This is a genomic window from Methylophaga sp. F7 (assembly GCF_056863975.1).
The window spans coordinates 1,973,919-1,998,199 of record NZ_CM166511.1; the positions used below are offsets into that span (position 1 = coordinate 1,973,919).

General features: G+C 44.5%; 26 protein-coding genes. 14 read left to right on the forward strand and 12 right to left on the reverse strand.

Going from position 1 to position 24,281, the window contains the following annotated elements; translation table 11 throughout:
* Positions 1 to 5: 5 nt before the first annotated feature.
* Positions 6 to 614, forward strand: a complete 609-nt coding sequence (cobO, locus tag AC08OG_RS09965; protein WP_292357627.1) for a cob(I)yrinic acid a,c-diamide adenosyltransferase — start codon at positions 6 to 8, stop codon at positions 612 to 614.
* A 366-nt stretch (positions 615 to 980) separates the two neighbouring features.
* Here cobO and clpA read toward each other — a convergent pair whose 3' ends face one another.
* The 6 genes from clpA to AC08OG_RS09995 form a co-directional block, all read right to left on the reverse strand.
* Positions 981 to 3,230, reverse strand: a complete 2,250-nt coding sequence (clpA, locus tag AC08OG_RS09970; protein WP_292357629.1) for an ATP-dependent Clp protease ATP-binding subunit ClpA — start codon at positions 3,228 to 3,230, stop codon at positions 981 to 983.
* 32 nt (positions 3,231 to 3,262) lie between these two features.
* Positions 3,263 to 3,589: an ATP-dependent Clp protease adapter ClpS gene (clpS, locus tag AC08OG_RS09975; protein ID WP_292357631.1), complete on the reverse strand. Its 327-nt coding sequence runs from the start codon at positions 3,587 to 3,589 to the stop codon at positions 3,263 to 3,265.
* A gap of 8 nt (positions 3,590 to 3,597) precedes the next feature.
* The gene (grxD, locus tag AC08OG_RS09980; RefSeq protein WP_014707423.1) at positions 3,598 to 3,909 is read right to left on the reverse strand and encodes a Grx4 family monothiol glutaredoxin; all 312 of its coding nucleotides are present in this window, start codon (positions 3,907 to 3,909) and stop codon (positions 3,598 to 3,600) included.
* A 73-nt stretch (positions 3,910 to 3,982) separates the two neighbouring features.
* Positions 3,983 to 4,813, reverse strand: a complete 831-nt coding sequence (gene serB / locus AC08OG_RS09985; RefSeq protein ID WP_482929429.1) for a phosphoserine phosphatase SerB — start codon at positions 4,811 to 4,813, stop codon at positions 3,983 to 3,985.
* A gap of 91 nt (positions 4,814 to 4,904) precedes the next feature.
* Positions 4,905 to 5,432, reverse strand: coding sequence for an inorganic diphosphatase (gene ppa, locus AC08OG_RS09990; protein WP_292357635.1), 528 nt, complete (start codon positions 5,430 to 5,432; stop codon positions 4,905 to 4,907).
* Between the two features lie 151 nt (positions 5,433 to 5,583).
* Positions 5,584 to 6,393 carry a sulfite exporter TauE/SafE family protein gene (locus AC08OG_RS09995; protein ID WP_292398430.1) on the reverse strand — a complete coding sequence of 270 codons (810 nt, stop codon included), beginning with the start codon at positions 6,391 to 6,393 and terminating at the stop codon, positions 5,584 to 5,586.
* Between the two features lie 106 nt (positions 6,394 to 6,499).
* Here AC08OG_RS09995 and AC08OG_RS10000 point away from each other — a divergent pair, with 106 nt between their 5' ends.
* The gene (locus AC08OG_RS10000; protein WP_482929430.1) at positions 6,500 to 7,819 is read left to right on the forward strand and encodes an MATE family efflux transporter; all 1,320 of its coding nucleotides are present in this window, start codon (positions 6,500 to 6,502) and stop codon (positions 7,817 to 7,819) included.
* On the opposite strand, the gene AC08OG_RS10005 is transcribed toward AC08OG_RS10000, so the two are convergent.
* Together AC08OG_RS10005 and AC08OG_RS10010 are read right to left on the reverse strand one after the other, a co-directional pair.
* A complete protein-coding gene (locus AC08OG_RS10005; RefSeq protein WP_292357641.1) occupies positions 7,816 to 8,016 on the reverse strand; it encodes a hypothetical protein in 201 nt (66 codons plus the stop codon). The genes AC08OG_RS10000 and AC08OG_RS10005 overlap by 4 nt on opposite strands.
* Before the next feature lie 67 nt (positions 8,017 to 8,083).
* Positions 8,084 to 8,896, reverse strand: a complete 813-nt coding sequence (locus AC08OG_RS10010) for an RluA family pseudouridine synthase (RefSeq protein ID WP_482929431.1) — start codon at positions 8,894 to 8,896, stop codon at positions 8,084 to 8,086.
* A gap of 54 nt (positions 8,897 to 8,950) precedes the next feature.
* On the opposite strand from AC08OG_RS10010, the gene AC08OG_RS10015 reads away from it, so the two are divergent.
* The 8 genes from AC08OG_RS10015 to AC08OG_RS10050 all read left to right on the forward strand — a co-directional run bounded on the left by AC08OG_RS10015 (position 8,951) and on the right by AC08OG_RS10050 (position 15,002).
* On the forward strand, positions 8,951 to 9,118 hold the full coding sequence (locus AC08OG_RS10015; protein ID WP_482929432.1) for a DUF4124 domain-containing protein: 168 nt from the start codon (positions 8,951 to 8,953) through the stop codon (positions 9,116 to 9,118).
* Positions 9,084 to 9,407, forward strand: coding sequence for a hypothetical protein (locus tag AC08OG_RS10020; RefSeq protein WP_482929433.1), 324 nt, complete (start codon positions 9,084 to 9,086; stop codon positions 9,405 to 9,407). Before AC08OG_RS10015 ends, AC08OG_RS10020 begins: the two co-directional genes overlap by 35 nt.
* 2 nt (positions 9,408 to 9,409) lie before the next feature.
* Positions 9,410 to 9,745, forward strand: a complete 336-nt coding sequence (locus AC08OG_RS10025; RefSeq protein WP_292357647.1) for a phenylpyruvate tautomerase MIF-related protein — start codon at positions 9,410 to 9,412, stop codon at positions 9,743 to 9,745.
* Between the two features lie 71 nt (positions 9,746 to 9,816).
* Entirely contained in the window at positions 9,817 to 11,532 is a 1,716-nt protein-coding gene (locus AC08OG_RS10030; protein WP_292357649.1) for a proline--tRNA ligase, read from the forward strand.
* 2 nt (positions 11,533 to 11,534) lie between these two features.
* Positions 11,535 to 13,064: a fumarate hydratase gene (locus AC08OG_RS10035; protein ID WP_482929434.1), complete on the forward strand. Its 1,530-nt coding sequence runs from the start codon at positions 11,535 to 11,537 to the stop codon at positions 13,062 to 13,064.
* An 11-nt stretch (positions 13,065 to 13,075) separates the two neighbouring features.
* Positions 13,076 to 13,528 carry a CopD family protein gene (locus AC08OG_RS10040; protein ID WP_292357653.1) on the forward strand — a complete coding sequence of 151 codons (453 nt, stop codon included), beginning with the start codon at positions 13,076 to 13,078 and terminating at the stop codon, positions 13,526 to 13,528.
* Between the two features lie 5 nt (positions 13,529 to 13,533).
* Entirely contained in the window at positions 13,534 to 14,349 is an 816-nt protein-coding gene (locus AC08OG_RS10045) for a lytic transglycosylase domain-containing protein (RefSeq protein WP_482929435.1), read from the forward strand.
* Positions 14,350 to 14,378: 29 nt separating this feature from the next.
* Positions 14,379 to 15,002, forward strand: coding sequence for an ElyC/SanA/YdcF family protein (locus tag AC08OG_RS10050; protein WP_482929436.1), 624 nt, complete (start codon positions 14,379 to 14,381; stop codon positions 15,000 to 15,002).
* Here the strand turns inward: AC08OG_RS10050 and AC08OG_RS10055 are convergent.
* Positions 14,988 to 15,512, reverse strand: a complete 525-nt coding sequence (locus AC08OG_RS10055; RefSeq protein WP_292398445.1) for a retropepsin-like aspartic protease family protein — start codon at positions 15,510 to 15,512, stop codon at positions 14,988 to 14,990. The two genes, AC08OG_RS10050 and AC08OG_RS10055, sit on opposite strands and share 15 nt — an antisense overlap.
* Before the next feature lie 108 nt (positions 15,513 to 15,620).
* Here AC08OG_RS10055 and AC08OG_RS10060 point away from each other — a divergent pair, with 108 nt between their 5' ends.
* Entirely contained in the window at positions 15,621 to 16,301 is a 681-nt protein-coding gene (locus AC08OG_RS10060) for a tellurite resistance TerB family protein (protein ID WP_482929437.1), read from the forward strand.
* Between the two features lie 12 nt (positions 16,302 to 16,313).
* Complete coding sequence (locus AC08OG_RS10065) at positions 16,314 to 17,882, forward strand: hypothetical protein (RefSeq protein WP_482929438.1); 1,569 nt, start codon at positions 16,314 to 16,316, stop codon at positions 17,880 to 17,882.
* 36 nt (positions 17,883 to 17,918) lie between these two features.
* On the opposite strand, the gene AC08OG_RS10070 is transcribed toward AC08OG_RS10065, so the two are convergent.
* Positions 17,919 to 20,651 carry a cation-transporting P-type ATPase gene (locus AC08OG_RS10070; RefSeq protein WP_482929439.1) on the reverse strand — a complete coding sequence of 911 codons (2,733 nt, stop codon included), beginning with the start codon at positions 20,649 to 20,651 and terminating at the stop codon, positions 17,919 to 17,921.
* Between the two features lie 150 nt (positions 20,652 to 20,801).
* On the opposite strand from AC08OG_RS10070, the gene AC08OG_RS10075 reads away from it, so the two are divergent.
* Together AC08OG_RS10075 and AC08OG_RS10080 are read left to right on the forward strand one after the other, a co-directional pair.
* Positions 20,802 to 21,560: an SDR family oxidoreductase gene (locus AC08OG_RS10075; RefSeq protein WP_482930542.1), complete on the forward strand. Its 759-nt coding sequence runs from the start codon at positions 20,802 to 20,804 to the stop codon at positions 21,558 to 21,560.
* Entirely contained in the window at positions 21,560 to 22,018 is a 459-nt protein-coding gene (locus AC08OG_RS10080) for a YchJ family protein (RefSeq protein ID WP_482929440.1), read from the forward strand. Before AC08OG_RS10075 ends, AC08OG_RS10080 begins: the two co-directional genes overlap by 1 nt.
* A 2-nt stretch (positions 22,019 to 22,020) precedes the next feature.
* Here AC08OG_RS10080 and olsF read toward each other — a convergent pair whose 3' ends face one another.
* Both olsF and panD read right to left on the reverse strand, forming a co-directional pair.
* Entirely contained in the window at positions 22,021 to 23,736 is a 1,716-nt protein-coding gene (gene olsF / locus AC08OG_RS10085) for a bifunctional ornithine lipid synthase OlsF (protein ID WP_292357670.1), read from the reverse strand.
* A gap of 116 nt (positions 23,737 to 23,852) precedes the next feature.
* Positions 23,853 to 24,233: an aspartate 1-decarboxylase gene (gene panD / locus AC08OG_RS10090; RefSeq protein WP_292357672.1), complete on the reverse strand. Its 381-nt coding sequence runs from the start codon at positions 24,231 to 24,233 to the stop codon at positions 23,853 to 23,855.
* Between the last annotated feature and the right edge of the window lie 48 nt (positions 24,234 to 24,281).

Genomic DNA, 24,281 nt, shown 5'->3' on the forward strand with positions numbered 1-24,281 from the left:
AAATTATGACTGATTCTGAGAAAAGCCAACGCCATAAAGATCGCATGCAACGTCACAAGGAAGTGGTTGATCAGAAGATCCAAAAAGCCACTAAGGATAAAGGTTTATTGCTGTGCATAACTGGCAACGGCAAAGGTAAAAGTTCATCCGGTTTTGGCATGATTGCCAGAGCATTGGGCCATGATATGAAAGTCGGTATCGTGCAATTTATTAAGGGGGCGATGAGTACTGGCGAAGAAGCTTTTTATCGTCGATTTCCTGAGCAGGTGAGTTATCACGTGGTTGGCGATGGTTTTACCTGGGATACGCAAAACCTGGAACAGGATAAAGCTTCCGCAGAAGCAGGCTGGGATATTGTTAAAACGATGTTACAGGATGACAGTATCAACGTGGTTCTGCTGGATGAACTGAATATTGTCTTAAAAATGAAATATCTCGATGCAGATAAAGTAATAGCTGATTTAGCTGCCCGCCCGGCAATGCAACACGTGATTATTACTGGCCGCGGAGCACCGGACAGCATCATTGAAGCGGCTGATACCGTCAGCCGGATTGAGGATGTCAAACATGCATTTCGTGATGGTATCCGTGCTCAAAAAGGCATTGAGCTCTAAAGATTTTTTTGAGGTTTTTGGCTTGTTTTTTGCTGTGTCATCAAACGGTAAAGTTACTCACATTTTCTGTGGATAAGTCTGTGTTTAACTTTGGAGTTAGTCTCTAAGCTGTTCATATTTAAGCACTCTGCACAAAATGGTCAAAAAATGCTCAAACTAAAATATATGTTTACATTCAACAACTTAGGACCACCTCTATGATAATCAGTGAGTTAGCGACATCTGTTATATAAAGATGTGAAGATTTTGTGAAACAGGTGAATAACTTACCGTTATATAAGTCCCGATAAGCTGGGATTCTGGAATATAACAGACATAAAAAAACCCGGTAGTTAAGTTAATAACTACCGGGTTTGTCGTTTAGGGTTACACAGATTCTGTTTCTTTGACGATATCCAGAAACAGTTCATCATTTTTCAGGATAACTCTTACATGGCCACCATCGCTGAGTTTGCCAAATAACAATTCATCGGCCAACGGACGCTTGATTTTTTCCTGTACCAGTCGCGCCATTGGCCTGGCACCCATTTGTACATCGTAACCATGCTCTGCCAACCATTCACGCGCATCATTATCAATTTCGATGGTCACGTTTTTATCCTGCAATAGCATTTCCAATTCAAGCACCGCTTTATCAGCAACACGTAGAATCGCTTCTTTAGTAAGCGGCTGGAATTGAATAATACCGTCCAGACGATTACGGAATTCAGGTGAGAATGCACGTTTCAATGCTTCCGTACCATCCATATGATGCTCTTGTTTGGTAAAGCCAATCGAGCTGCGGCCCATTTCCTGTGCACCGGCATTACTGGTCATTACTAATACAATATGGCGGAAATCCGCTTTACGGCCATTATTATCCGTTAAAGTCCCATGATCCATCACTTGCAATAGCAGGTTAAAGACATCGGGATGAGCTTTTTCAATCTCATCCAACAACAACACAGCATGTGGTTGTTTAATGACTGCATCGGTTAATAACCCACCTTGATCAAACCCTACATAACCTGGAGGAGCACCAATCAGACGGGAAACTGTATGAGGTTCCATATACTCGGACATATCAAAGCGGATCAGTTCTACCCCAAGGATATGCGCCAACTGACGAGTAACTTCTGTTTTACCTACACCGGTTGGCCCTGCAAACAGGAAAGCACCAGTGGGTTTCTCGGGATGTCCCAAACCGGAACGTGCCATTTTAATTGCCGAGCTTAATGCAGAAATCGCATCGTCCTGACCGAAAATAACGTGTTTAAGGTTCGGTTCAAGATTACGTAGATTATCTTTATCTGCATTACTGACTGTCTTGGCAGGAATACGAGCAATCTTGGCAACGATCTGCTGGACATCCTGGATTCCAATCATTTTTTTGCGTTTTGACTTTGGCAGAATACGTTGGGCAGCACCAACTTCATCCAATACGTCAATCGCTTTATCCGGCAGATAACGGTCGTTGATATGACGGGCGGCCAGTTCTGCTGCCTGCTCAATTGCAGCATTGGAGTAACGCACATTGTGGTGTGATTCCAGGCCAGGCTTTAAACCTTTTAAAATTTCAATGGTTTCTGCAACGGATGGTTCAGGCACATCAATTTTCTGAAAACGCCGTGCCAAAGCACGATCATGTTCAAAAATACTGCGATATTCCTGATAGGTTGTTGAGCCGATACATTTCAATTCGCCATTGGCCAATAACGGTTTAAGCAAATTGGCAGCATCCATCGCACTGTTTCCTGCACTCCCCGCACCAATCATGGTATGGATTTCGTCAATAAACAGAATCGCATGATCCTGTTGTTTGATTTCGCGCAACAATCCTTTCAGACGTTTTTCAAAATCACCACGGTATTTGGTACCAGCAACCAGAGCGCCCATATCCAATGAATAAACCACTGCCTGCTCCAGCACTTCGGGTACATCACCATCAACAATACGTTTGGCAAGACCTTCCGCCAGCGCAGTTTTACCAACACCGGCTTCACCGACAAACAGAGGATTATTTTTACGGCGACGGCATAGCACCTGCAATGTCCGCTCAATCTCATTGGCACGGCCGATTAATGGATCAATCCGACCCAGTTTGGCTTCGGCATTCAGATTAGTGGCATATAACGCCAATGGACTTTTACTTTCGGAATTCCCATCTTCAACTTCAATCTTTTCGCTTTTGGTTTCTTCTGCCAGATTTTCGATGCTGCCGTGACTGATAGCGTTGACCACATCCAGTCGACTGACATCTTGCTTCTGCAGTAAATAAACCGCTTGAGATTGCTGTTCAGAGAAAATTGAAACCAGTACGTTCGCACCGGTTACCTCTTCACCACCAGAAGATTGCACATGCATCACTGCACGTTGCAGAATGCGTTGGAAAGCCAGCGTTGGCTGAGTTTCGCGATCGCTGTCTTCGGCCAATGTAGGCAGATTATCTGCAAGAAAATCGGTCAGATCCTGACGCAAGGCATTGATATCCACCTCGCAGGCTTTGAGCACCGCCAGTGCTTGTCCATTTTCCAGTAAGGCTAACAATAAATGTTCAACCGTCAGAAATTCATGGGATCTTTGTCGAGCATAATTGAATGCCTGACTCAGCGTGTGTTCAAGTTCTTTACTCAGCATATTGCTATCCGCCTATTGTCGTTGCAGCCATCTCATTCCTGTTCCATGGTGCACTGTAAAGGATGCCCATGTCTTTGGGCATAACTATTCACTTGTTCCACTTTGGCCTCAGCGATCTCAAATGTAAAGATACCGCATAAAGCCTGTCCTTCAGTGTGCACTTGTAACATGGTTCGTGTGGCACGTTCACGCCCCATATCAAACAAGGTTTCCAAAACCTCCACCACAAAGTCCATCGGCGTGTAATCATCGTTCATCATGATCACCCGATATTTGGGTGGTTGTTTTAAATCAGGTTTAGACGGCGCAACCGCAAAATCATGCTCGGTCTGCCAATCTTGATCATGTTTATCTGCCATCGCAAAAATCAACTCGCTGCTTCAACCATCTGTTTGAGCTCACCGTTTTCGTACAGTTCCATAATAATGTCACATCCACCAATTAATTCACCATTGATATACAGCTGAGGAAAGGTTGGCCAGTCAGCATAACGGTGAAGATTTTCGCGAACTTCAGGATCAGCCAATACATTCACATAAGCAAATTCTGAGCCACAGGCAGTCAGCGCCTGTGATGAGCGACTGGAAAATCCACATTGTGGAAACTCAGGCGTACCCTTCATAAACAGAATTACCGGGTTTGATTCAATCGCCTGCTTAATACGCTCCATAATATCCATTGTTGTTACCTCTTTATTTGGTTAGTTGTAGCAGATGGGGGCACCTGCTGTTAATTCAAGATTACGCCTTTGATTAAGGTCGTTGCAATAGTCCCAACACACCATCAAGACCACAGTGATTCAAAGCTGTATCGGCAGCTTGCTGCACTTTGGGTTTGGCATGATAAGCCACGCTCATACCCGCTTCAGCCATCATCAACAGATCATTTGCACCATCACCAATTGCCACTGCCTGGTGTTTTTCAATATTCAGTTCGGCGCAACATTTAATTAAAAAATCGGCTTTGGCCTGAGCACCGCAAATATCACCGGTTACTTTACCTGTGAGATAACCCTTTTCATGTTCCAGTACATTGGCCTGGGTAAAATCGAGATTGAGACGCTTTTTCAGTTTATCGGTGAAAAAAGTAAATCCGCCCGAAACCAGTGCGGTTTTTATTCCGGCCTGCTGCACCGTTTTTAACATCAACTCTGCACCATGATTGAGCATAAGACGTTCGTTATAAACACGATCCAGCATATCGACGGGCAGTCCTTTTAATAGCGCTACCCGTTGTTTAAGTGATGTTTCAAAATTTATCTCACCACGCATTGCAGCCTCCGTAATCGCTGCCACCTGCGGTTTAAGATCCATGAAGTCCGCAATTTCATCGATACATTCAATGGTGATTAAGGTCGAATCCATGTCCATTACTATCAAACGGCAATTATCTGTTTCAAACTCAGCAGGAAGGACATTAATATCGACAGCATACTGTTGTCGTAACATCGACAAATCTGCATGCTGGGTATTTTCAATCAATGCAAAACTGTCTCGCCATTGGCATTGCCCCGTTAGTTTTTCGGCAATTTCATCGGCCAGTTCCCGAGTGAGTTGAGGTCCCTGAACAATTATCTGTGTCATGATGTTTCCAGTCTTAAAATGACAAACGGCGAACTGACATACATCAGTTCGCCGTGTGCAAAAACAGATTTAGTTATCAATTCAATGATAATTATTTCGCTTCATTTTGGTAACGTGAAACGCTGTCCACAATTTCCTGTTTGGCCGCATCAATTCCTGCCCAGCCTTCGATTTTAACCCATTTGTTCTTTTCCAAATCTTTGTAATGTTCAAAGAAATGTGCGATCTGATTGAGCAAAAATTCCGGCACGTCATTGATATCTTTAACATGGTCATACATTTTGTCATGAGGGACCGCAACGACTTTGGCATCTTCGCCCTTTTCGTCTGTCATTTTCAGCATACCGACTGGACGGCATGCCACCACGCATCCGTTAATTAATGGAAATGGCGTCACCACCAATACATCTACCGGGTCACCATCATCAGACAACGTATTCGGCACGTAACCATAATTTGCCGGATAGAACATAGCGGTATTCATAAAACGATCAACAAACAGCGCGCCAGTCGCTTTATCAACTTCATATTTAACCGGATTGGCATTTGCAGGAATTTCGATAATAACGTTGATATCTTCAGGCAGATTGCTGCCTGGGCCGACTCGGTCAAGATTCATAAAGCGATTGCTCCAATAAAAAATAGGGGTAAAAGAAACCCGCCAATTATAAAAGAAACTGTCCAAGCATCAAAGCCGACATCTCTTTAGGGCTTTATTGATCTTTCATCTCCGCCTCTGTTGTGAGATGAACGATCAACAAGCCCAGACGTTATCGACTGAAAAAATAGGCGGCGACACAAATCAGTAACAGCGAAAACAGACGGCGCAACCAATGTGCAGGTAACCGCTTTGCCAGTCTGGCACCAAACTGGGCAAAAATCACACTGGTCAGGATAATGCCGAGAAATGCCTGCCAATGTACGAAACCTGTTTGCCAGGCAGATTGCTGATTTATTTCACTTGGAGCAAACACAATGAAGCCAATCACTCCTGCAATGGCAATTGGCAAACCACAGCATGCAGCAGATCCAATCGCCTGTTGAATGTTAAGACGAGCCATCAGCAGATAAGGGACAATCAATGTTCCTCCACCGATACCGACTAGCGCCGAAAGTGCACCACTAAACAAACCATACAAACTCGAAGGCAATCGGTTTAACAATGCAGGAGACGTTGTACTGGCATTAGGTAGCCAAATCCGCAATGCCATTAACAAAGCAAAGGTAGCAAAAAATATCTGCAGCATATCACCGCTGATTAAACTGGCCAGCAGAGCTCCACCAAAACTCCCAAAAAGTAATGCTGGAACCAAACGGGTGACCGCCAGCATCGAAATATTTCCCAGTCGCCAATGCGCAAAGATAGAAGACATTGATGTTACAACAATGGTCATCAGTGAAGTGGCAACCGCCATATGAATCAGATATTGATCCGGCAGCCCTTGTTTGCTGAAAAGCCATACCAACACCGGTACAATGACCAGTCCCCCGCCGATACCAAACAGCCCGGCAAGCGTACCGGCCACTATTCCGGCTGCGGCATAACTTAACCATTCAATCCACATCAGCTTCACATCCATAGGGTATGCTGTTTTTATTCGTTAAAATCATTGTTTTCCAAGCTGTATCGACTTTTGAATCCAGGGTACCCGAGACATGACGGGCTTATATTGATGGATAGTTAATTTGACAGAACACATAGTAACGCACCGTCAGGTCTGGCGAATCGCCGGACCGATGATTATCGCCAACATCTCTACCCCACTGCTGGGAATGGTCGATACAGCGATGGTTGGCCATCTCAGTGCAGCGCATTATCTCGGCGCCGTAGCGATCGGCAGCATGATTTTTACCTTTGTCTTCTGGGGGTTTGGCTTTCTCAGAATGGCCACCACTGGCCTGACATCACAAGCTTATGGTGAAAATAGTACCGCAAAAATGCAGGCTGTATTAATGCAATCCATCTGGTTGGCATTGATAATTGCCTTGATATTATTGCTGCTGCAGATGCCGATACGTGATGTGGCTTTGCATCTGGTAGACAGTAGTGGTGACGTCGAACAATTTGCCGCCATATACTTTGATATCAGGATCTGGAGCGCACCAGCGACACTTATAAATTACGCCATACTGGGCTGGCTGATTGGTCGTGAAGCGTCAAAAGCAGCTTTGCTGATGGTGCTGGTAATCAATATTACAAATATTTTACTGGATGGCTTATTTGTCATGGGCCTGGGAATGGATGTTGATGGCGTTGCGCTGGCATCTGTTATCGCTGAATACACCGGTTTGATAGTGGGACTGGTATTACTCAATCATTACGGGCTAAATAAAAGCGGTATTCATTTATCACTCAGTAAGAAAGTGCTGCAACAAAGCCGGCATGGCTTAACTGTTCACGGCAATGTGATGATCAGAACCTTTTTGCTCATCTCCTGCTTTGCTCTGTTTACCACCCAGGGCGCCCGACAAGGCGATACAGTATTGGCTGCCAATAGTGTGCTGTTGAACTTTATTACTCTGATGGCATTTGTACTGGATGGATTTGCCAATGCAACCGAGGCATTAACCGGCAAGGCCATAGGGCGTAAATCCCCCTCCATGTTAAGAAAAGCACTTAGCTTGACTGCATTCTGGTCAGTATTAATGGCGGCTTTGTTTTCGCTGACATATCTGTTGTTTGGGGAATGGATTATTCGATTATTAACCGGTATAGAGGCGGTGATTGACTATGCTGGTATGCATCTTATCTGGGTGATTATTGCGCCGCTGATTGCGGTATGGTCATATTTGCTGGATGGACTTTTTGTTGGAGCAACACGCAGCCGGGAAATGCGAAACACCATGTTGTTTTCAGCATTCTGTTGCTATCTGCCAGCATTTTACCTACTACAGCCATTTGGCAATCACGGATTATGGGCTGCCTTGCTCATTTTCCTGGCAGCAAGAGGCCTTTCCCAAAGTCTCTACATAGGCGGGATCATGCGTCTGGCGGATCCGAATTAATGATTTTTTCTGGTCTGTTGATTTCCGGGTACTAATCGGCGATCACGTCCCGAACGACGTAACACATGACTCAAATCAAAACGGATCTGTTCCCGTCGCGTTTGCAGCTGACGTCGTTGATATCGGCGGCGATCATCATCACCATAAAACTGACCATATTCAGGATCTAAAACATATTGTTGCTCAGTCCGACTCATGAAAGGCCCCTTCCATAGAATTTTGATAGCAGATCATTACGCCGTAAAAAAACTAATGTCAACGTATTCAGCAGCTAAATATTTGTTTTTTATGAGTAATAGGACAATCAAAAACTAAACGGCTGGCTTTCAACTGCAAACCATCTGCAGTCTTTTTCCCGTAACGGCTATCACCAGAGACGGGATGGCCAATCGATGCGCAATGACGGCGAATTTGGTGCATACGTCCCGTTTCAATTGAGACAGCTAACACTGTTCGGTTTTTATCAGCATCATAAGTACATTTAGCAAAATGGCTGACAGCATGCTTGCCATCCAAAGGGGAATTAACGGTCAGTTTTTGCCATTCAACGTCACCATCCACCTCGATCTCATAGTGCTTTTCAATCTTTCGTTGTTGAAACAAGGTAGATAACTGAGCCGCCGCTTTTTGCTGATGGGCAATAATCATCAATCCAAAAGCTTCCCGATCCAGCCGTTGCACCAGAAAACTCTGTCTCGGTTTAGCAAAGGCCAGCTCGGATACTCGCAGTAAACTGCAATGATCGCCCCACTCGGTGCCTTGTGCCAACATACCGGCGGGTTTAAACCAGACACTGTAAGCCCCAAAATCATGTAATAACTTTGGGGGTACAGGGGTTTGATCCAATAAACGCTTATCGTAATAAAGCTGTAACAGCTCGCCAGAATTCAAGTTTTTTGTCGCTCGACGCAAACGTTGGGTGCGTTTACCTTTTTGCAACCAGACAGCTCCCTTACTCATCGCCTGCTTGATTTGCTGACGGGAAAGTTCACAGTGGTCAGCTAACAGATCGATGGCATTTACGGAGCCTTTTTCCACCGGAATTTTTAATTCAAAACGAACAGTATTATCAGACATTTTATGAAATAGCGCTTTGGCGTAGAATAATGATTTATTTTATAGGTATCCGTGATGTTTATACCGCAATTAAGCTGTTGCTGTCTTGCTTTAGTCCTTGCCATGACGGTTCAGGCGGATGCTTACAAGTGGGTTGATGATGATGGTGAAGTTATCTACTCACAAACCCCGCCTGTCGATAAACCCTATGAAAAAATGGATACCCCCCTCCACCGTCGATGAATCCGGAAGCGGCAAAAAAGAAATCGAGTTGCTGATTGAACAACAGAAAGCAAGCGATGAAGCCCGTGAGGAGCAACAACAAAATCAACAACAGGAAGAACAGGCTGCTGAAGCTTTAGCGGAAAACTGTCGAATTGCCAAATATAATTTACAGCAGTACCAGGACAATCCCGGTCGGCGCGTGATGGACTCAGAGGGCAATGTGACCCGCCCAACTGAAGAAGAAAGACAACAGAAAATAAGCACGCTTAAACAGCAAGTTAACCAATTCTGTAAACAGGAGAAGTAACCATGCCTTATTTAAATATTGTGACCAATCAGCCTATTACTGATGAAACAGCCTTACTTAAAGTTGCCAGTAAAACCGTAGCGCAGGCTTCTGGTAAACCGGAAAGTTATGTGATGGTGGCTGTTGAATCCAAAACTGCAATGTCTTTTGGCGGCAGTACTGAGCCTACCGCTATTCTGGATTATCGTTCGCTTGGCCTGCCCAGCGACCGCAAAGCGTTATCTGATGCTTTATGTTCGATGATTGAGGAGCAGATTGGCGTCAGTGGCAGCCGTGTTTACATCAGTATGACCGACTCCGAACGACAAAACTGGGGCTGGGATCACAGTACTTTCTAACAAAATTCAACTGCGCTGATACGGTGTGTCAGCGCAGTTTTTTAATTCAATAATCAGGAATCACCTTTTCCATGCGTACTTCGAAGCTTCTCATTTCCACTTTAAAAGAAACACCTGCAGACGCTGAAATCGTCAGCCATCAGTTAATGTTGCGGGCAGGCCTTATCCGCCGTCTGGCATCCGGTCTGTATACCTGGATGCCGATGGGTTTGCGGGTACTGCGTAAAACCGAAGCAATTGTGCGTGAGGAAATGAATAAAGCCGGAGCCCAGGAGGTATTAATGCCTTCCGTGCAACCAGCTGAATTGTGGCAGGAAAGTCAGCGCTGGGAAAAGTATGGTCCTGAACTATTGCGCATAACTGATCGTCATCAGCGTGAATTCTGTTATGGCCCAACTCACGAAGAGGTCATTACTGATCTGGTGCGTCAGGAAATTCGCAGTTACAAACAATTACCGGTTAATTTTTATCAGATTCAAACCAAATTCCGTGATGAAATCCGTCCACGTTTTGGTTTGATGCGAGCTCGTGAGTTTCTAATGAAAGATGCGTATTCCTTCCATGTGGATCAAGCATCTTTGCAGCAAACCTATGATGAAATGTATGCAACTTACACACGCATTTTCCAGCGTATCGGATTGAATTTCCGTGCAGTACTGGCAGATACCGGCAGTATCGGCGGTAATGCCTCACATGAATTCCATGTACTGGCCAGTTCAGGTGAAGATGCGATTGCCTTTAGCAATAGCAGTGATTACGCTGCCAATGTTGAATTGGCTGAAGCAGTCAAACCAGCAGGTGAGCGTCCTGCAGCATCTGCCGCCATGCAAACCGTTGAAACTCCCCACAAACATACCATTGAGGATGTCAGCAACTTTTTAAAAGTAACTGCTTCGCAATGTCTGAAAACATTGCTGGTAGAAGGCGCTGAGAAAAACAGCGTTGTCGCTTTGGTACTGCGTGGCGATCATGAACTCAATGAAATCAAAGCGGAAAAACATCCGTTAATTGCTGCTCCTTTAACGTTCGTAACGCCTGAACAGGTGCATGAAGCCACCGGCGCCAATATCGGTTCTATCGGTCCGGTCGGCCTGAACATTCCAATGGTTGTTGATCATGCCGCGGCAAACATTGCAGATTTTATCTGTGGTGCCAATGAAGATGAAAAACATCTGACCGGAGTGAACTGGGGCCGCGATTGTCCAGAACCAGAAACAGCAGACTTACGTAATGTAGTAGCAGGTGATCCTAGCCCTGATGGCCAAGGCACGTTGGAAATTGCCCGAGGTATTGAAGTAGGTCATATTTTCCAGCTCGGTGAAAACTACAGCAGCAAACTCAATGCCGTGGTGTTAACCGAAACCGGACAATCTCAGGTCATAACTATGGGTTGTTACGGCATTGGTGTGTCTCGTGTCGTTGCAGCCACTATTGAACAAAACAATGATGAGAATGGCATTATCTGGCCACAAGCGATCGCACCATTTGAAGTGGTATTAGTGCCCGTCAATGCACATAAATCACAACGTGTTCGTGATGAAGCTGAGAAGATCTATCAGCAGTTGCTTGCTGCTGGTGTCGATGTATTACTTGATGATCGTGGTTTGCGTCCGGGTGTCGCTTTTGCAGATATGGAGCTTATCGGCATACCCCATCGCTTGATTTTGGGCGAACGTGGTATGGATAACGGTGTGATTGAATATAAACATCGTGCGTCAGGTGAAGCGGATGAATTCGCTTTGGAGCGTGTGCTTGAAGCAATTCAACAAAAGTTGGCAACAGCATAAACATGACAGTAATTCGCCAACAGGACTTTGTGCAAAGCATTGCTGATGCGTTGCAGTTTATTGCCAATTATCATCCTCAGGATTTTATTCAGGCGATGAGCAAAGCCTATGAGCGTGAACAATCGCCGGCGGCGAAAGATGCAATAGCACAGATTCTGGTCAACTCACGGATGTGTGCTGAAAACAACCGGCCGATATGTCAGGATACCGGCATTGTTAATATATTTCTCAAAGTCGGTATGCAAGTGCAATGGCAGACCGAGCAAAGCCTGGAAGATATGGTTAATGAGGGCGTACGTCAGGCTTATCAACATCCGGATAATGTATTACGTGCTTCTATCGTCGCTGATCCGATTGGCAGCCGCAAAAATACTGGTGATAACACACCAGCAGTGATTTACACCGAACTGGTGCCCGGCAACACGATAGAAATTGATATTGCTGCCAAAGGTGGTGGTAGCGAAAATAAAGCCAAATTCACCATTTTGAATCCTAGCGATAGTCTGGTGGATTGGGTACTGGAAACTGTTCCCAAAATGGGTGCGGGTTGGTGTCCGCCTGGCATGCTGGGTATTGGCATTGGCGGAACGGCAGAAAAAGCCATGCTGATGGCTAAACAAAGCCTGATGGAAGATATTGATATTCAGGATTTGCTGGAACGTGGCCCACAAACGGCCACTGAAAAGTTGCGGGTTGAGTTATACGAAAAAGTGAATCAACTGGGTATTGGTGCTCAAGGTTTAGGCGGTCTAACGACGGTTTTGGATATCAAGATCAAGGATTATCCGACCCATGCGGCTTCGCTTCCCGTTGCCATGATTCCTAATTGTGCCGCCACCCGTCACGTGCATTTCACGTTGGATGGTTCTGGTCCGGCAACATTCACCCCGCCCTCTTTAACTGACTGGCCAGAAATCACTTGGCAGGCTGCGGAAAACACCCGGCATATCAATCTCGACACAATAACGCATGATGAGATTAAACAATGGCAACCTGGTGATACCTTATTACTCACCGGTCATTTTTTAACCGGCCGGGATGCAGCGCATAAAAAGATTGCTGATTTGCTGGATAGTGGTAAGCCGTTACCCGAAGGGCTGGATTTTCATAATCGCTTTATATACTACGTCGGTCCGGTGGATCCGGTTAAAAATGAAATTGTCGGTCCAGCAGGTCCCACCACGGCAACCCGGATGGATAAATTTACTGAAACCATGCTGGCGAAAACAGGTCTGTTAGGCATGATAGGCAAGGCCGAACGCGGTGAACAAACCGTCGATTTAATCAAAAAGTATCAATCGACCTATTTGATCGCGGTGGGTGGCGCTGCTTATCTGGTATCAAAAGCAATTAAATCTTCACGCTTGATAGCTTTTGAAGAATTAGGCATGGAAGCAATTCGTGAATTCTATGTAGAAAATATGCCCGTCACTGTAGCAGTTGATAGTCGCGGAAGCTCGGTACATCAAACGGGTCCTCAGGAATGGCGGCAGAAAATTGCTGGTATTCCCATTAAAACGATAACAACTTAGAGAGAATTATTATGGGCATTACAATAAGTTTACATTTACTGGCTTCGGTTATCTGGGTGGGCGGATTATTTTTCGCTTTTATGTTTTTACGCCCCGTTGCTGGGACCTTACTTGAACCCGAACAGCGCTTTCCACTTTGGGCAAGTGTTTTTAAACGATTTTTTCCATGGGTATGGGCGTCAGTGATCACGATATTGATTACCGGCTTCGGCATGCTGTTTATGCTGGGCGGTATGGGAGCCGTCGGTATTCATGTGCATATCATGTTGCTACTGGGAATTTTCATGATGCTATTGTTTATGCATGTATTTTTTAACCCTTACCGCAAACTCAAATGGGCTGTAGCAGAACATGACTGGATCGCCTCGGCTAATGAACTGGATAAAATTCGCAAATTTGTACGAGCAAATCTCATTCTTGGCTTAATAGTTATTGTCATTGGCTCAGCTGGCCGTTATTTTTAGTATCCATGACGCTTAAACCTTTTTATATTTCACTGCTTTCACTCGTATTGACGGGAGAAGTGCTGGCAAATGATATTAAACAGGTCCGAAACAGTGACGGTGTGGTGGAATTTAGTAATGCTGATATCGATGTTCGTAAGCCCACATCCATTCACAGCAATAAAACCATCATTTATAAATCACTTTCCAATGATGGGGAAAGTTTCAGTTTTTCTGATAAGAAACCGTTAAACGGTGACTTTGAGGTTCTGGCTTATGAATGTTATGCCTGTAATCCCACTTCAAAGATAAATTGGCATACCATCAGTCTGAATACCGACGATTATGCTGACACGGTCAGAACCATGGCCAAAAAATATAAAATTGATGCCGCTCTGGTCCGTGCCGTTATTCATGCCGAATCGGCTTTTAATGCCAAAGCTTTATCTAAAAAAGGTGCACAAGGTTTGATGCAACTGATGCCTGGTACTGCTAAAGATCTTGGGGTCACCAATGCATTTGATGTGCAACAGAATATTGAAGGTGGCGTGAAATATCTGGCCGGTTTGTTACACACTTTCGATGGGAATATCAAACTCGCAACGGCCGCATACAATGCCGGTCCAGGCGCGGTCAAACGTTACAAGGGCATCCCCCCTATGCCGAGACAGAAGTATATGTTGAGCGCGTTGGCATCTTGCATCAGCGTTATGGACAGGAAGGCTGAGCCAGGCCATTCTGACTTAACCATAATTGTTTTATTATCAGGGATAGTTTTTTGTCTAAATTCAGCTTATTTAGAAAACGCCAGTTGTGGTTTCCAACAATTTGGGGTGGTTTAATAATTTTATTACTGCTAACCCTTTGTAGTTTGCTTCTATTAAAACAACTGGCCGTTATCCTCGCCCCTACCGATCCAGTCGCGGATCGAACATATCTGGTAGTGGAAGGCTGGCAGGATGAAGACAGTTTGCTGGCAGCCCTGGCGATATTTAATGCTGAACAGTATCAATATATGATCACCACAGGCGGCCCGAATGTCCGTTTCTTAAGCCCGGCCCATGCTTCCTATGCTGAACAGGCGGGTGCATTTATGGTGCAGCATGGTCTGGATGCTGAAAAACTGATTATGATTCCTGCGCCGGAATCCGCACAGGAACGTACCTATCTCAGTGCGGTAATGGTGCGAGACTGGCTGGCGTTGAAAGAGACTGATTTAAAAGGGTTAAACGTCCATACCAGTGATGTACATGCCAGACGAACTCGCAGTTTATATCGTGAGGCATTCCCCAATGTCGAAATAGGTATATATGCGGCGGCGCCACAAGGTTTTGCACTCAATAAATGGTGGCAGACCAGTGATGGTGCAAAATCAGTGATAACTGAATTGATAGGTAATTTTTGGGTGGCGTGTTGTTTTCAACCGGGTGAGCCAGGTTCACATTATGAAAAATGGGCTGTTGAAAAAAGTGGCCAGACATCAGATTCCAGGTAAACTGAGCGTCAACGTACCATCACGCTGCGTCATCTCGAGATGCTTCATAAAACTCATACCAAGCAACACAATATCGTCTGACATATGAGGGTTAATATGTGCCTGAATATGCTGTAATTTGATTGCGCCCAGCTGCACGGTATCTAATTCGGTAGAATACACAGGAACCACGCCATTTGCCGTATTGACCATCGCCTGTCGGCCCTGCTTCAGACCCGCCTCTCTGGCAATTCCTGCCGGCACGCTGATATTGGTTGCACCGGTATCCAGCAAAAAGGTCACTTCATGCCCATTGATAAATCCTGGAGCAACATAGTGTCCTGCTTGATTTCGCAATAACACCACATCTGTCCCCAGACCTGCCTCCATCTCCATCAGATGGCGGTTAGGATTATATTTCTGTTCAATAAAGCCATTAAAAAATAAGGTCAGAGACCCCATTAATAACAACCAGAAAATAATGGTAAATGCTTTTGACGAGCCTTTTTGATGTGCTGGATTCATTTTCATTTAAGTTAATTCAGTTAAGGTAAAACCAATTTAATATAACCGCGGTCAGAGAATCACATTATGCGGGCAAGCCACTTGAATTACATCCAAACCTGGAGATATTAGCAAATGAACACACGCAGTCTGATGGATAAACTTCTGCAATCTGGTCAGCAGTTTCTCGACAAGCAAAATACTAGTTCCGATACCAGTGACAATAAAATTGGTCAGTTTTTAACGGGGGCTGGTGGGGGCGCTTTGGCGGGAACAGCGGTAGGTCTTCTGCTCGGGAATAAAAAAGCTCGCAAAATGGGTGGCAGTGTTCTGAAATATGGCGGTGTGGCGGCATTGGGTGCCGTTGCATTTAAAGCTTATCAGAGCTGGCAGCAAAACAATCAACAAACCGCACCTCAAGCCATGCCACAAACCTTAGACCGCTTACCCGCTCCAGAAGCTGAACTGCATAGCCAGGCAATATTACAAGCCATGATTGGTGCCGCCAAAGCTGATGGGCATATTAATGATGAGGAACGTTTGTTAATTGATCAGCAAGTTGCGCAAATCACAGATGATTCTGAGCTAAAACATTGGATAGATTCTGAGTTAAAAAAACCGGTTAATCCTGCTGAAATTGCCAAATTAGCATCTACACAGGAAATGGCCGCTGAAATGTATCTGGCCAGTTTGATTATGATTGATGAAGATAGCTTTATGGAAAAAGTGTATCTGGATGAGCTAGCACGTCAGCTTAAACTTGATGAGGCTTTAAAAGCCGAAATCCACCAGGCTAAAAACAACGCTGTCACATGATATGCTTGCCGCATGTCATTTCTACCCTCCCTGTTCATTGTGTTGCTGGGCACAAGTTTTGCCCAGTCAACGCCATTTTTTGATCCTGTTTCAGCAGAAATGGTACAACCTCCACTGACCAGTGGAAGTTGTACAAACTGCCATCTATCAGATCAGGCTAAATGGTATTTTGAGGAGGAGATTATTGCTTCCCTACCAACGCCATCTTCTGCATCAGTCAGCTTACCCAAATGGCTGGAAAAACAAGCTGAAATTAATGACAATATCCCCATATGGATTGCTTCCCCTACAGTAATTGAGTCAGCCAGGCTCAATAAATCAGGTAAATCACTTATTCTGGATGACGGCACACAAGTCAATTTTGAAACAATAGCTAAAATTCCACAAAATCAGTCATTCTGGAATAAAAATACCACTGAGTTTTTTAAACAACGCGATATTCGTTTACGCGGCAAAATGACGAATGATGCATTTATAGCGCGCACCGTCTGGCCGCTGGATTTTGCCATTAACAATTATCAGTTATTGCCACTCAGCGAAGATGAAGATTTGCAAACTCTGGTTCAGGTTGATGATGGCGGCGTACAACAACCACATCAAAGTCGTCTGTTATGGGAGCGAACGCCCGGCTCTGCCATGGAGGCTGCTGGTAAACCGGTTTTAGGCTTGATGCTTAATGGTGCTCAGGGAGATGATCATGAAGCTCTGGCAGGGCATTTTGCAGTAGTGACCGGCCAGTTCGGTGAGAATGGCAGTTACGCTGAGTGGCTGGTCAATAATTTTTACAATCTGGAAACCATCAGTGAAAAAGGCATTATTGCTGCCGTCACTCCAATGGACAACTATCTGGCAGACCTCAATGCCGGACAAAATTATTATCGGCCTTCCTACATGCTGGTAGCTACGCTTAAAAATCATCAGCCAGCAGCAGAATTTCAACAATCTATTAATCAGGTAATGAATTATTTCTATCGGGGTCATTTTATTTATAACCACGCAGACGCCAACTGTACCGGCATCAGCATCGACACATTACGGGCGTTGGGCTGGGATATTCCTACACGCGGGATAAATGGCTATGTTCAGGCGATTGGTGCCTATTTTTATACGGCTATTATTGAAATGGATCTGAATGCAGCCAGACAGATTTATGATTATCTGACCACCGAAACCACTCGCCTGTTACCAGCCGTAGCATTTGATGCTATTGGGGAAGATTTACTTCGTTTAACAACCGGTCAAGCAACACGATCGCTTTCTAGCTACGAAAAAATTCTTGCTGATTCTATTGAGGCCATCTGGTTTGTCCGAATACCACAAATACCATCTAGTCGGATCTATGGTGATGCACCGGTTTACAGTTTTAGCGAATATGTGGAAACGGCACCGGCCGATAGGGATGAGTGGGTTACTATTGAGTTAGCTGAACGTAATATTCCAGCTTCTTTTCACAAGCAACCACCAATTAATCCAAAACCACACGCTATTCCTTGGCCAATAGCACTAATTTTATTTGGTTTAAGCGGTTTTATCATTTTGGTGCTTCGCCGTTTGATAAAACACTTTTCCCGACGAAAATAAAACCGTTGGGCAATTGAGAGCAATCAAATTTTCTCTTTAACTAACTGTTTCTTCAACTTTATGATGGTTGCTCATAAATCGACGCAGCCATTTTTCCAGCTCTAAAATCAAATACATAATAATACCCACCGCAATGATCTCGGTACCATGGCGTAATCCAATTGGAGTTGATTCAAATAATGTGTTCATAAATGGCGCGTAGGTAAAAATCAGCTGCAATAAAATGACCATTCCGATTGAAATAAACACTATAGATGAGGTGAACCACCGTTTGATTGACCAGGATGCACTGTTTAAACAACGCACATTGAACAGATAAAATACTTCCATCACCACCAGAGTATTCACGGCATATGTCCGGGATTGTTCAATTGAAGCCCCCTGAGACTGGGTCCATAAAAACATGCCATAAACCCCAATAACAAACAGTAATGACACAAAGCTGATACGCCAGACCAGAAACCCGGAGAGCATTTTTTCATCTCGTTGTCTTGGTTTACACTTCATGGCATTCTCTTCACCCGGTTCAAATGCCAGAGATAACGCCAAAGCAATTGAGCTGACCATATTGATCCACAATATCTGTAAAGGAGTGATCGGTAAGGTCATGCCCGCCATTACTGCCGCAATAATACTTAATGATTCACCTCCATTGATGGGCAGTAAAAATAAGATGGCTTTTTTCAAGTTGTCATATACCGTACGTCCTTCTCTAACAGCTTTGGCAATCGAAGCAAAGTTATCATCGGCTAACACCATTTCTGCCGCTTCCTTGGCCGCCTCAGTCCCCCCTTGTCCCATTGCTATCCCTACATCTGCTCGTTTCAATGCCGGGGCATCATTTACCCCATCCCCCGTCATCGCAACAACATGACCATTGGCCTGTAAAGCTCTGACCAGCCTTAATTTATGCTCCGGTGCTGTACGGGCAAAAACATCAGTTTGGTGAACAGCATGTTGCAACTCTGCGTCACTGAGTTGTGTGAGATCGTGCCCGGTCAACACTGTTTTCGTATGATGCAAACCCAGTTTTGCTGCAATCGCACTGGCTGTTGCGGCATGATCACCAGTAATCATTTTGACCTGAATACCGGCTTTATGACATTCACTGACAGCAGTAATGGCCTCTTCACGGGGTGGGTCAATCAGCCCGATCAAGCCCAGTAACACCAATCCCTGGTCTAAATCTTTAAACTGCAATTCCCCTGTATGTTGCTCCACCGTTTTAGTGGCCACGGCCAGCACTCGCTGGCCTTCTGCTGCAATTTTTTCAATCTGTGCATGCCAATAAGTCTGATCAACTTCCACATCTCCTAGTTCTGTTCGCTGAAATTGGCAAAGCTCGATGAGTTTTTCCGGTGCACCTTTTACAGCAATAAAGTCATGGCCTTGGTGATCATGATGCAGGGTGGCCATAAAACGATGTGCGGTATCAAACGGGATAACATCACGTCTTGGGTAAAATTGTTTCAGCTCCTCCAGTGTAAAATCTGCCTTTAATGCGGCGCTAAGCATCGCTGCTTCCATCGGATCGCCTTCGGCCAGCCAATCATCACCACGTCGCTTTAATGCCGAATCATTGCAAATAGCGGCACAGCGTAAAAGCAACGTTAAAATTTCGTGCTGTTCGGTTTCAATGGCCTGCTCATCAATAGTAAACTCACCCGCTGGAGAATAACCCACACCACTGACGCTATAGTTATTTACCGAGCTCATCACAGTGGAAACCGTCATTTCATTGCGGGTTAAGGTACCGGTTTTATCAGAGCAGATAATGGATACCGCGCCCAGAGTTTCTACTGCTGGAAGCCGTCGAATAATGGCATTGCGACTGGCCATGCGTTGCACACCAATCGCCAGCGTGATGGTCAGAATAGCCGGTAAACCTTCAGGAATACCCGCTACGGCCACACCAACCACAATCATAAACATCTCAATAGGCGGGGTCTGATTCAACCAGTAACCATAGCTGAATACCAATCCGGCAATCACCATAATGACCAGGGTCAGCCAGCGAGAGAATACTGAAATTTGCTGTAGTAACGGGGTAGTGAGGTTTTCGATATCGGAAATCATGCCACTGATTCGGCCAATCTCGGTATGTGCTCCGGTCGCAACCACAACGCCATGTCCCTGACCGGATGTGACCAAGGTGCCGGAATACGCCATACACAATCGATCACCTAACACAGCATCTGCCGCTACCGGCTCACTGTGTTTTTCAACAGCAACCGATTCGCCGGTTAATACCGCTTCCTGAATTTGTAAGCCTTTTGCGCTGAAAACACGTAAATCTGCTGGCACTTTATCACCGGGTTCCAACACCACTACATCACCGGGAACCAACTGATCGGCTTCAATCTGCAGACGATGCCCACTACGGATTACTGTTGCATGAGGCGCCAGCATATCTTTAATAGCATCAAGCGCTTTTTCGGCTTTTCCCTCCTGAATAAAGCCAATTAGCGTGTTTAATATGACAACCGCAAGAATTACCCAGAAATCTATCCAATGCCCCAGCAAAGCGGTAAGCAACGCTGCAGCTAACAACACATAAATGATCAAATTGTGCAGCTGAGCAAATAACCTGGCTATTGCTGAACGCCCTTTAACCCGAGGCAAATGATTTTCACCAAATTGCTGCAAACGTTGTTCAACGGTTTCGGAATCCAATCCATGCTTGTCACTCTCGAGTAGTGACAAACTTTCCTCTGAACTAAGGTGATGCCAGGATTGTTCGAATGGTTGAGTCTGCATATGCTGTTTCATCAGTAACTCCCGGTAATGATCATAACCTTAGCATAACGTGTTTATAGGTTAGGCCTATGTAACGAAGTGGTTTGTTTTGATCTACATCAAGCTGCACAATAGACAAATTATGTCTTTGTCTAGAAGGAAACGAGCATTAACACTATCAGTATTTTAGGGAGCGGCTGGCTGGGCTTACCACTGGCAACTCAACTATATAAACAAGGCTTTCATGTAAAAACATCGACTCGTCATCGTGAAAGATTCTCTGAAATTGCTACAGCTGGTGCCAGCGCATTTTATGTTGATATTGACCAGATATCCGATATCCAAGAATTTTTGCATAGCGAAATTCTGATTATAAATATTACCTCTAAAAATCAAACTGGTTTTACCAATCTTATTCAGCAAATCGAGAAATCACCGATTCAAAAGATATTGTTTATCAGTTCCACCTCGGTTTATCAAAGTCTCAATCGTGAAGTGAATGAGGATGAACATGCTGAAGACCACGACAGCATCTTGTGGGAAATAGAACAGCAGTTTCAAACCAGCAATCATTTCCAAACAACCATCTTACGTTTCAGTGGTTTGATTGATAAACGCCGTCATCCAGGCAGGTTTTTCCGAAATGGTCGTCGTGTGCCTCAAGCAGATGCTCCGGTGAATCTGATTCACCTTGATGATTGCCTCGGTATTATTGATGCCATTTTGCAACAGCAAGCCTGGGGAGAAACCTTTAACGGTTGTGCTGACACCCATCCCAGCAAACGTGAATTTTATAGTTATGCGAGAAAGTTGATGGGGCTCCCCGCTCCCGAGTTTGACACTGAAACAGAAGTTAAATACAAAATAATCAGTAATCAAAAAATTAAAACAAAACTTAACTATACCTTTCAACATCCTGACTTAATGAAGATTGTATTTTAATGAGTGACCAAGACTGTCCTTGCCTTAGTGGGAAAACGTATCAAGATTGTTGTGGTTTATTACATCAGGGTAAACAGACTGCAGTCACGGCTGAACAGTTAATGCGTTCGCGTTATAGTGCGTTTGTAATGCAACAGAGCAATTATTTGCAGACTACCTTGCATCCATCTCAACGACAGCCAGACGACACCAACAGCTTGCAGCAAACGATGCAAACAATACAATGGCTGGGTTTAACTATTATCGAACATTCACAAGACGGCGATGAAGCTGAGGTCGAATTTATTGCCTTTTATCTGGATAATCCGATGGGGCAATTACATGAAAGGTCACGGTTTTGTCGACAGGATGGCCTATGGTTTTATCTTGATGGTGAATTTCTGCCTCCCATCAAACTTGGCCGGAATGATAAATGCTTTTGTGGCAGTGGAAAAAAACTTAAACGCTGCCACGGGTGATGTTAGGTATTTTTTTCACCTAAATAACGTTTGCGTTTAGCTGGTTTTAATTGCTGCAGATCGACCATCACCAGTCCATCGATACAGTTACCGAAATTGGCATCAATATTAAAATCGATAAACCGCACACCACTTGGCTCACAAATATCGGCGTATTGTTTATAGAGTGTCGGCACCGTTACATTCATATGCGCCAGTTGCTCGCGTACCGCCGTAAAGTCATTGTCAGCATCATGATTCACTAACGTTGAATTAACCCTTTGCTTGATTTCATTATCAAATATATAGGGGACTCTGCCCTTCGCCAGATTTTCTGCATCGGCAAAATGCTTTTGATAAAAACTGACAATCAACGCCTTGGCAAAATCAGGATAGGTATTACTCAAACTGACAGGACCAAATAGATACCGTACTTCTGGATAACGTTTTAGGTAGGCACCGATGCCATACCATAAATAATCCAGGCTGCGCTTACCCCAGTATTTGGGGCTGACAAAGCTGCGACCCAATTCAATACTTACCGGGAAATATTGCTGCATTGCCGCAGTAAACTGAAACAATTCACTGGTATAGATATCACGACCTGCATTCATAATACGAGCGACTTCGCCAATTCGATAAGCACCGGCTATCTCCAGTTCCTGCTCATCCCAGAGAATTAAGTGCCGGTAATCACGATCATAATGATCTAAATCACGTCTTTTACCTGTTCCCTCGCCAACCTGTCTGAAAGTGATTTCCCGTAAACGACCAATCTCCTGCATAACAGCTGAATTTGATTGATAGTCAAACAGATATATTTTTTTATTGTCGGCCGTTTCGCCCAATAATTCAGCCTGCTGCAATTCTTTTTTGATTGCCCGACGTTCCTGCGGATGGGCAATCGTCTGCTCAGTGACAAACAGCGGTTTTTTTCCTTTGGCCAGTCGATATAAGTGGCGCCTTAATAACTTGGCTTTTTCGGCCTTTATCAACGGCAATTGTTCAACCTGTTGATAAGCAATAGACTCCCCTACCCGCATCGAGATAGTTTTGGAGTTTTTATTGAACATTTCATGCGCCAGCATCATGCCTGACAATGGTTTATAAACCATCGAGGCGCTATAAAACAGCGAAGAGTTTCTGGCTTCAACATATATCGGCAAAATGGGCGATTGCGTTTTTTTGGCAAAATTTAAAAACCCACTGTTCCATTTACCATCACGAACACCACCTGGCCGGATACGTGATACTTCACCGGCAGGAAACACAATCACAGCCTCATCATTGTTCAGACACTCAACAATCCTGGCTATACTACTTTTACGGGTAGATTTGGAGAGATTATCTACCGGCAGAAACAAGGAACTTAATGCTGAAAAATTCAACAGCATGTCATTAGCAACAATTTTCACATCACGCCTGACTTCACCCACCAGTTTTAATAAACATAGCCCATCTAACGCACCTAATGGATGATTGGCGACAATGACAACACGACCTGTAGCCGGAATATTGTTACGATGACGATGCGTAATGCTATAGCTGAAGTTGAAGTAATCCAGGACCTCATCAATGAAATCAAAGCCTTCAAGCTGCTTATGCTGTTCCAGGAAACGATTAACTTCCTGTTCATGAGTGATTTTTCGGAGAAAGCCTAACGTCGGAATTCTGACCCAAGGTTTTTGATTTTGAAAATTGGGGAATTTTTGTTGAACAGCTTGTTCAATATTGAGCATACGGTTTCTCTGGTAACTTCATGCTGCAAAGTCTAGAGAACACATATGACAAAAAAATAACGGTTTGATGACTGTTCAGTGACAATCTCACAAACCGTTATATCTAAGGGGTTTAATCAGGCCGCTTGGACAGGAATAGCATGACGCATATGGGTAATATCATTATTTTCATTCAGATATACCAACGTCGGTTTAAAGCTTTTTACTTCTTCTGCATTCATAGCAGTATATGCACAGATAATAATGCGATCGCCCGGAGAGGCTTTATGTGCCGCAGCACCGTTAACTGAGATGATATTAGAACCGTCTTCAGCTCGAATTGCATACGTCACGAAACGTTCGCCATTAGCGACGTTGTAAATATGAATTTGTTCATACTCGTGAATGCCGGCGGCTTCGAGTAATTTGCCATCAATCGCGCATGAACCCTCATATTCCAGTTCAGAATGGGTTACACAGGCACGATGTAATTTAGCTTTTAACAGTGTCAGATGCATAGCTGGCAAAATTCCGTTAGTAAGCCGTATATTATCGCTTTTTAAGAA

Bases quoted from the DNA above. Each gene is read 5' to 3' on its own strand.
- cobO (WP_292357627.1), top strand. From the start codon at position 6: ATGACTGATTCTGAGAAAAGCCAACGCCATAAAGATCGCATGCAACGT.
- clpA (WP_292357629.1), bottom strand. From the start codon at position 3,230: ATGCTGAGTAAAGAACTTGAACACACGCTGAGTCAGGCATTCAATTAT.
- clpS (WP_292357631.1), bottom strand. From the start codon at position 3,589: ATGGCAGATAAACATGATCAAGATTGGCAGACCGAGCATGATTTTGCG.
- grxD (WP_014707423.1), bottom strand. From the start codon at position 3,909: ATGGATATTATGGAGCGTATTAAGCAGGCGATTGAATCAAACCCGGTA.
- serB (WP_482929429.1), bottom strand. From the start codon at position 4,813: ATGACACAGATAATTGTTCAGGGACCTCAACTCACTCGGGAACTGGCC.
- ppa (WP_292357635.1), bottom strand. From the start codon at position 5,432: ATGAATCTTGACCGAGTCGGCCCAGGCAGCAATCTGCCTGAAGATATC.
- AC08OG_RS09995 (WP_292398430.1), bottom strand. From the start codon at position 6,393: ATGGATGTGAAGCTGATGTGGATTGAATGGTTAAGTTATGCCGCAGCC.
- AC08OG_RS10005 (WP_292357641.1), bottom strand. From the start codon at position 8,016: ATGAGTCGGACTGAGCAACAATATGTTTTAGATCCTGAATATGGTCAG.
- AC08OG_RS10010 (WP_482929431.1), bottom strand. From the start codon at position 8,896: ATGTCTGATAATACTGTTCGTTTTGAATTAAAAATTCCGGTGGAAAAA.
- AC08OG_RS10015 (WP_482929432.1), top strand. From the start codon at position 8,951: ATGTTTATACCGCAATTAAGCTGTTGCTGTCTTGCTTTAGTCCTTGCC.
- AC08OG_RS10020 (WP_482929433.1), top strand. From the start codon at position 9,084: ATGAAAAAATGGATACCCCCCTCCACCGTCGATGAATCCGGAAGCGGC.
- AC08OG_RS10025 (WP_292357647.1), top strand. From the start codon at position 9,410: ATGCCTTATTTAAATATTGTGACCAATCAGCCTATTACTGATGAAACA.
- AC08OG_RS10030 (WP_292357649.1), top strand. From the start codon at position 9,817: ATGCGTACTTCGAAGCTTCTCATTTCCACTTTAAAAGAAACACCTGCA.
- AC08OG_RS10035 (WP_482929434.1), top strand. From the start codon at position 11,535: ATGACAGTAATTCGCCAACAGGACTTTGTGCAAAGCATTGCTGATGCG.
- AC08OG_RS10040 (WP_292357653.1), top strand. From the start codon at position 13,076: ATGGGCATTACAATAAGTTTACATTTACTGGCTTCGGTTATCTGGGTG.
- AC08OG_RS10045 (WP_482929435.1), top strand. From the start codon at position 13,534: ATGACGCTTAAACCTTTTTATATTTCACTGCTTTCACTCGTATTGACG.
- AC08OG_RS10055 (WP_292398445.1), bottom strand. From the start codon at position 15,512: ATGAAAATGAATCCAGCACATCAAAAAGGCTCGTCAAAAGCATTTACC.
- AC08OG_RS10060 (WP_482929437.1), top strand. From the start codon at position 15,621: ATGAACACACGCAGTCTGATGGATAAACTTCTGCAATCTGGTCAGCAG.
- AC08OG_RS10065 (WP_482929438.1), top strand. From the start codon at position 16,314: ATGTCATTTCTACCCTCCCTGTTCATTGTGTTGCTGGGCACAAGTTTT.
- AC08OG_RS10070 (WP_482929439.1), bottom strand. From the start codon at position 20,651: ATGAAACAGCATATGCAGACTCAACCATTCGAACAATCCTGGCATCAC.
- AC08OG_RS10080 (WP_482929440.1), top strand. From the start codon at position 21,560: ATGAGTGACCAAGACTGTCCTTGCCTTAGTGGGAAAACGTATCAAGAT.
- olsF (WP_292357670.1), bottom strand. From the start codon at position 23,736: ATGCTCAATATTGAACAAGCTGTTCAACAAAAATTCCCCAATTTTCAA.
- panD (WP_292357672.1), bottom strand. From the start codon at position 24,233: ATGCATCTGACACTGTTAAAAGCTAAATTACATCGTGCCTGTGTAACC.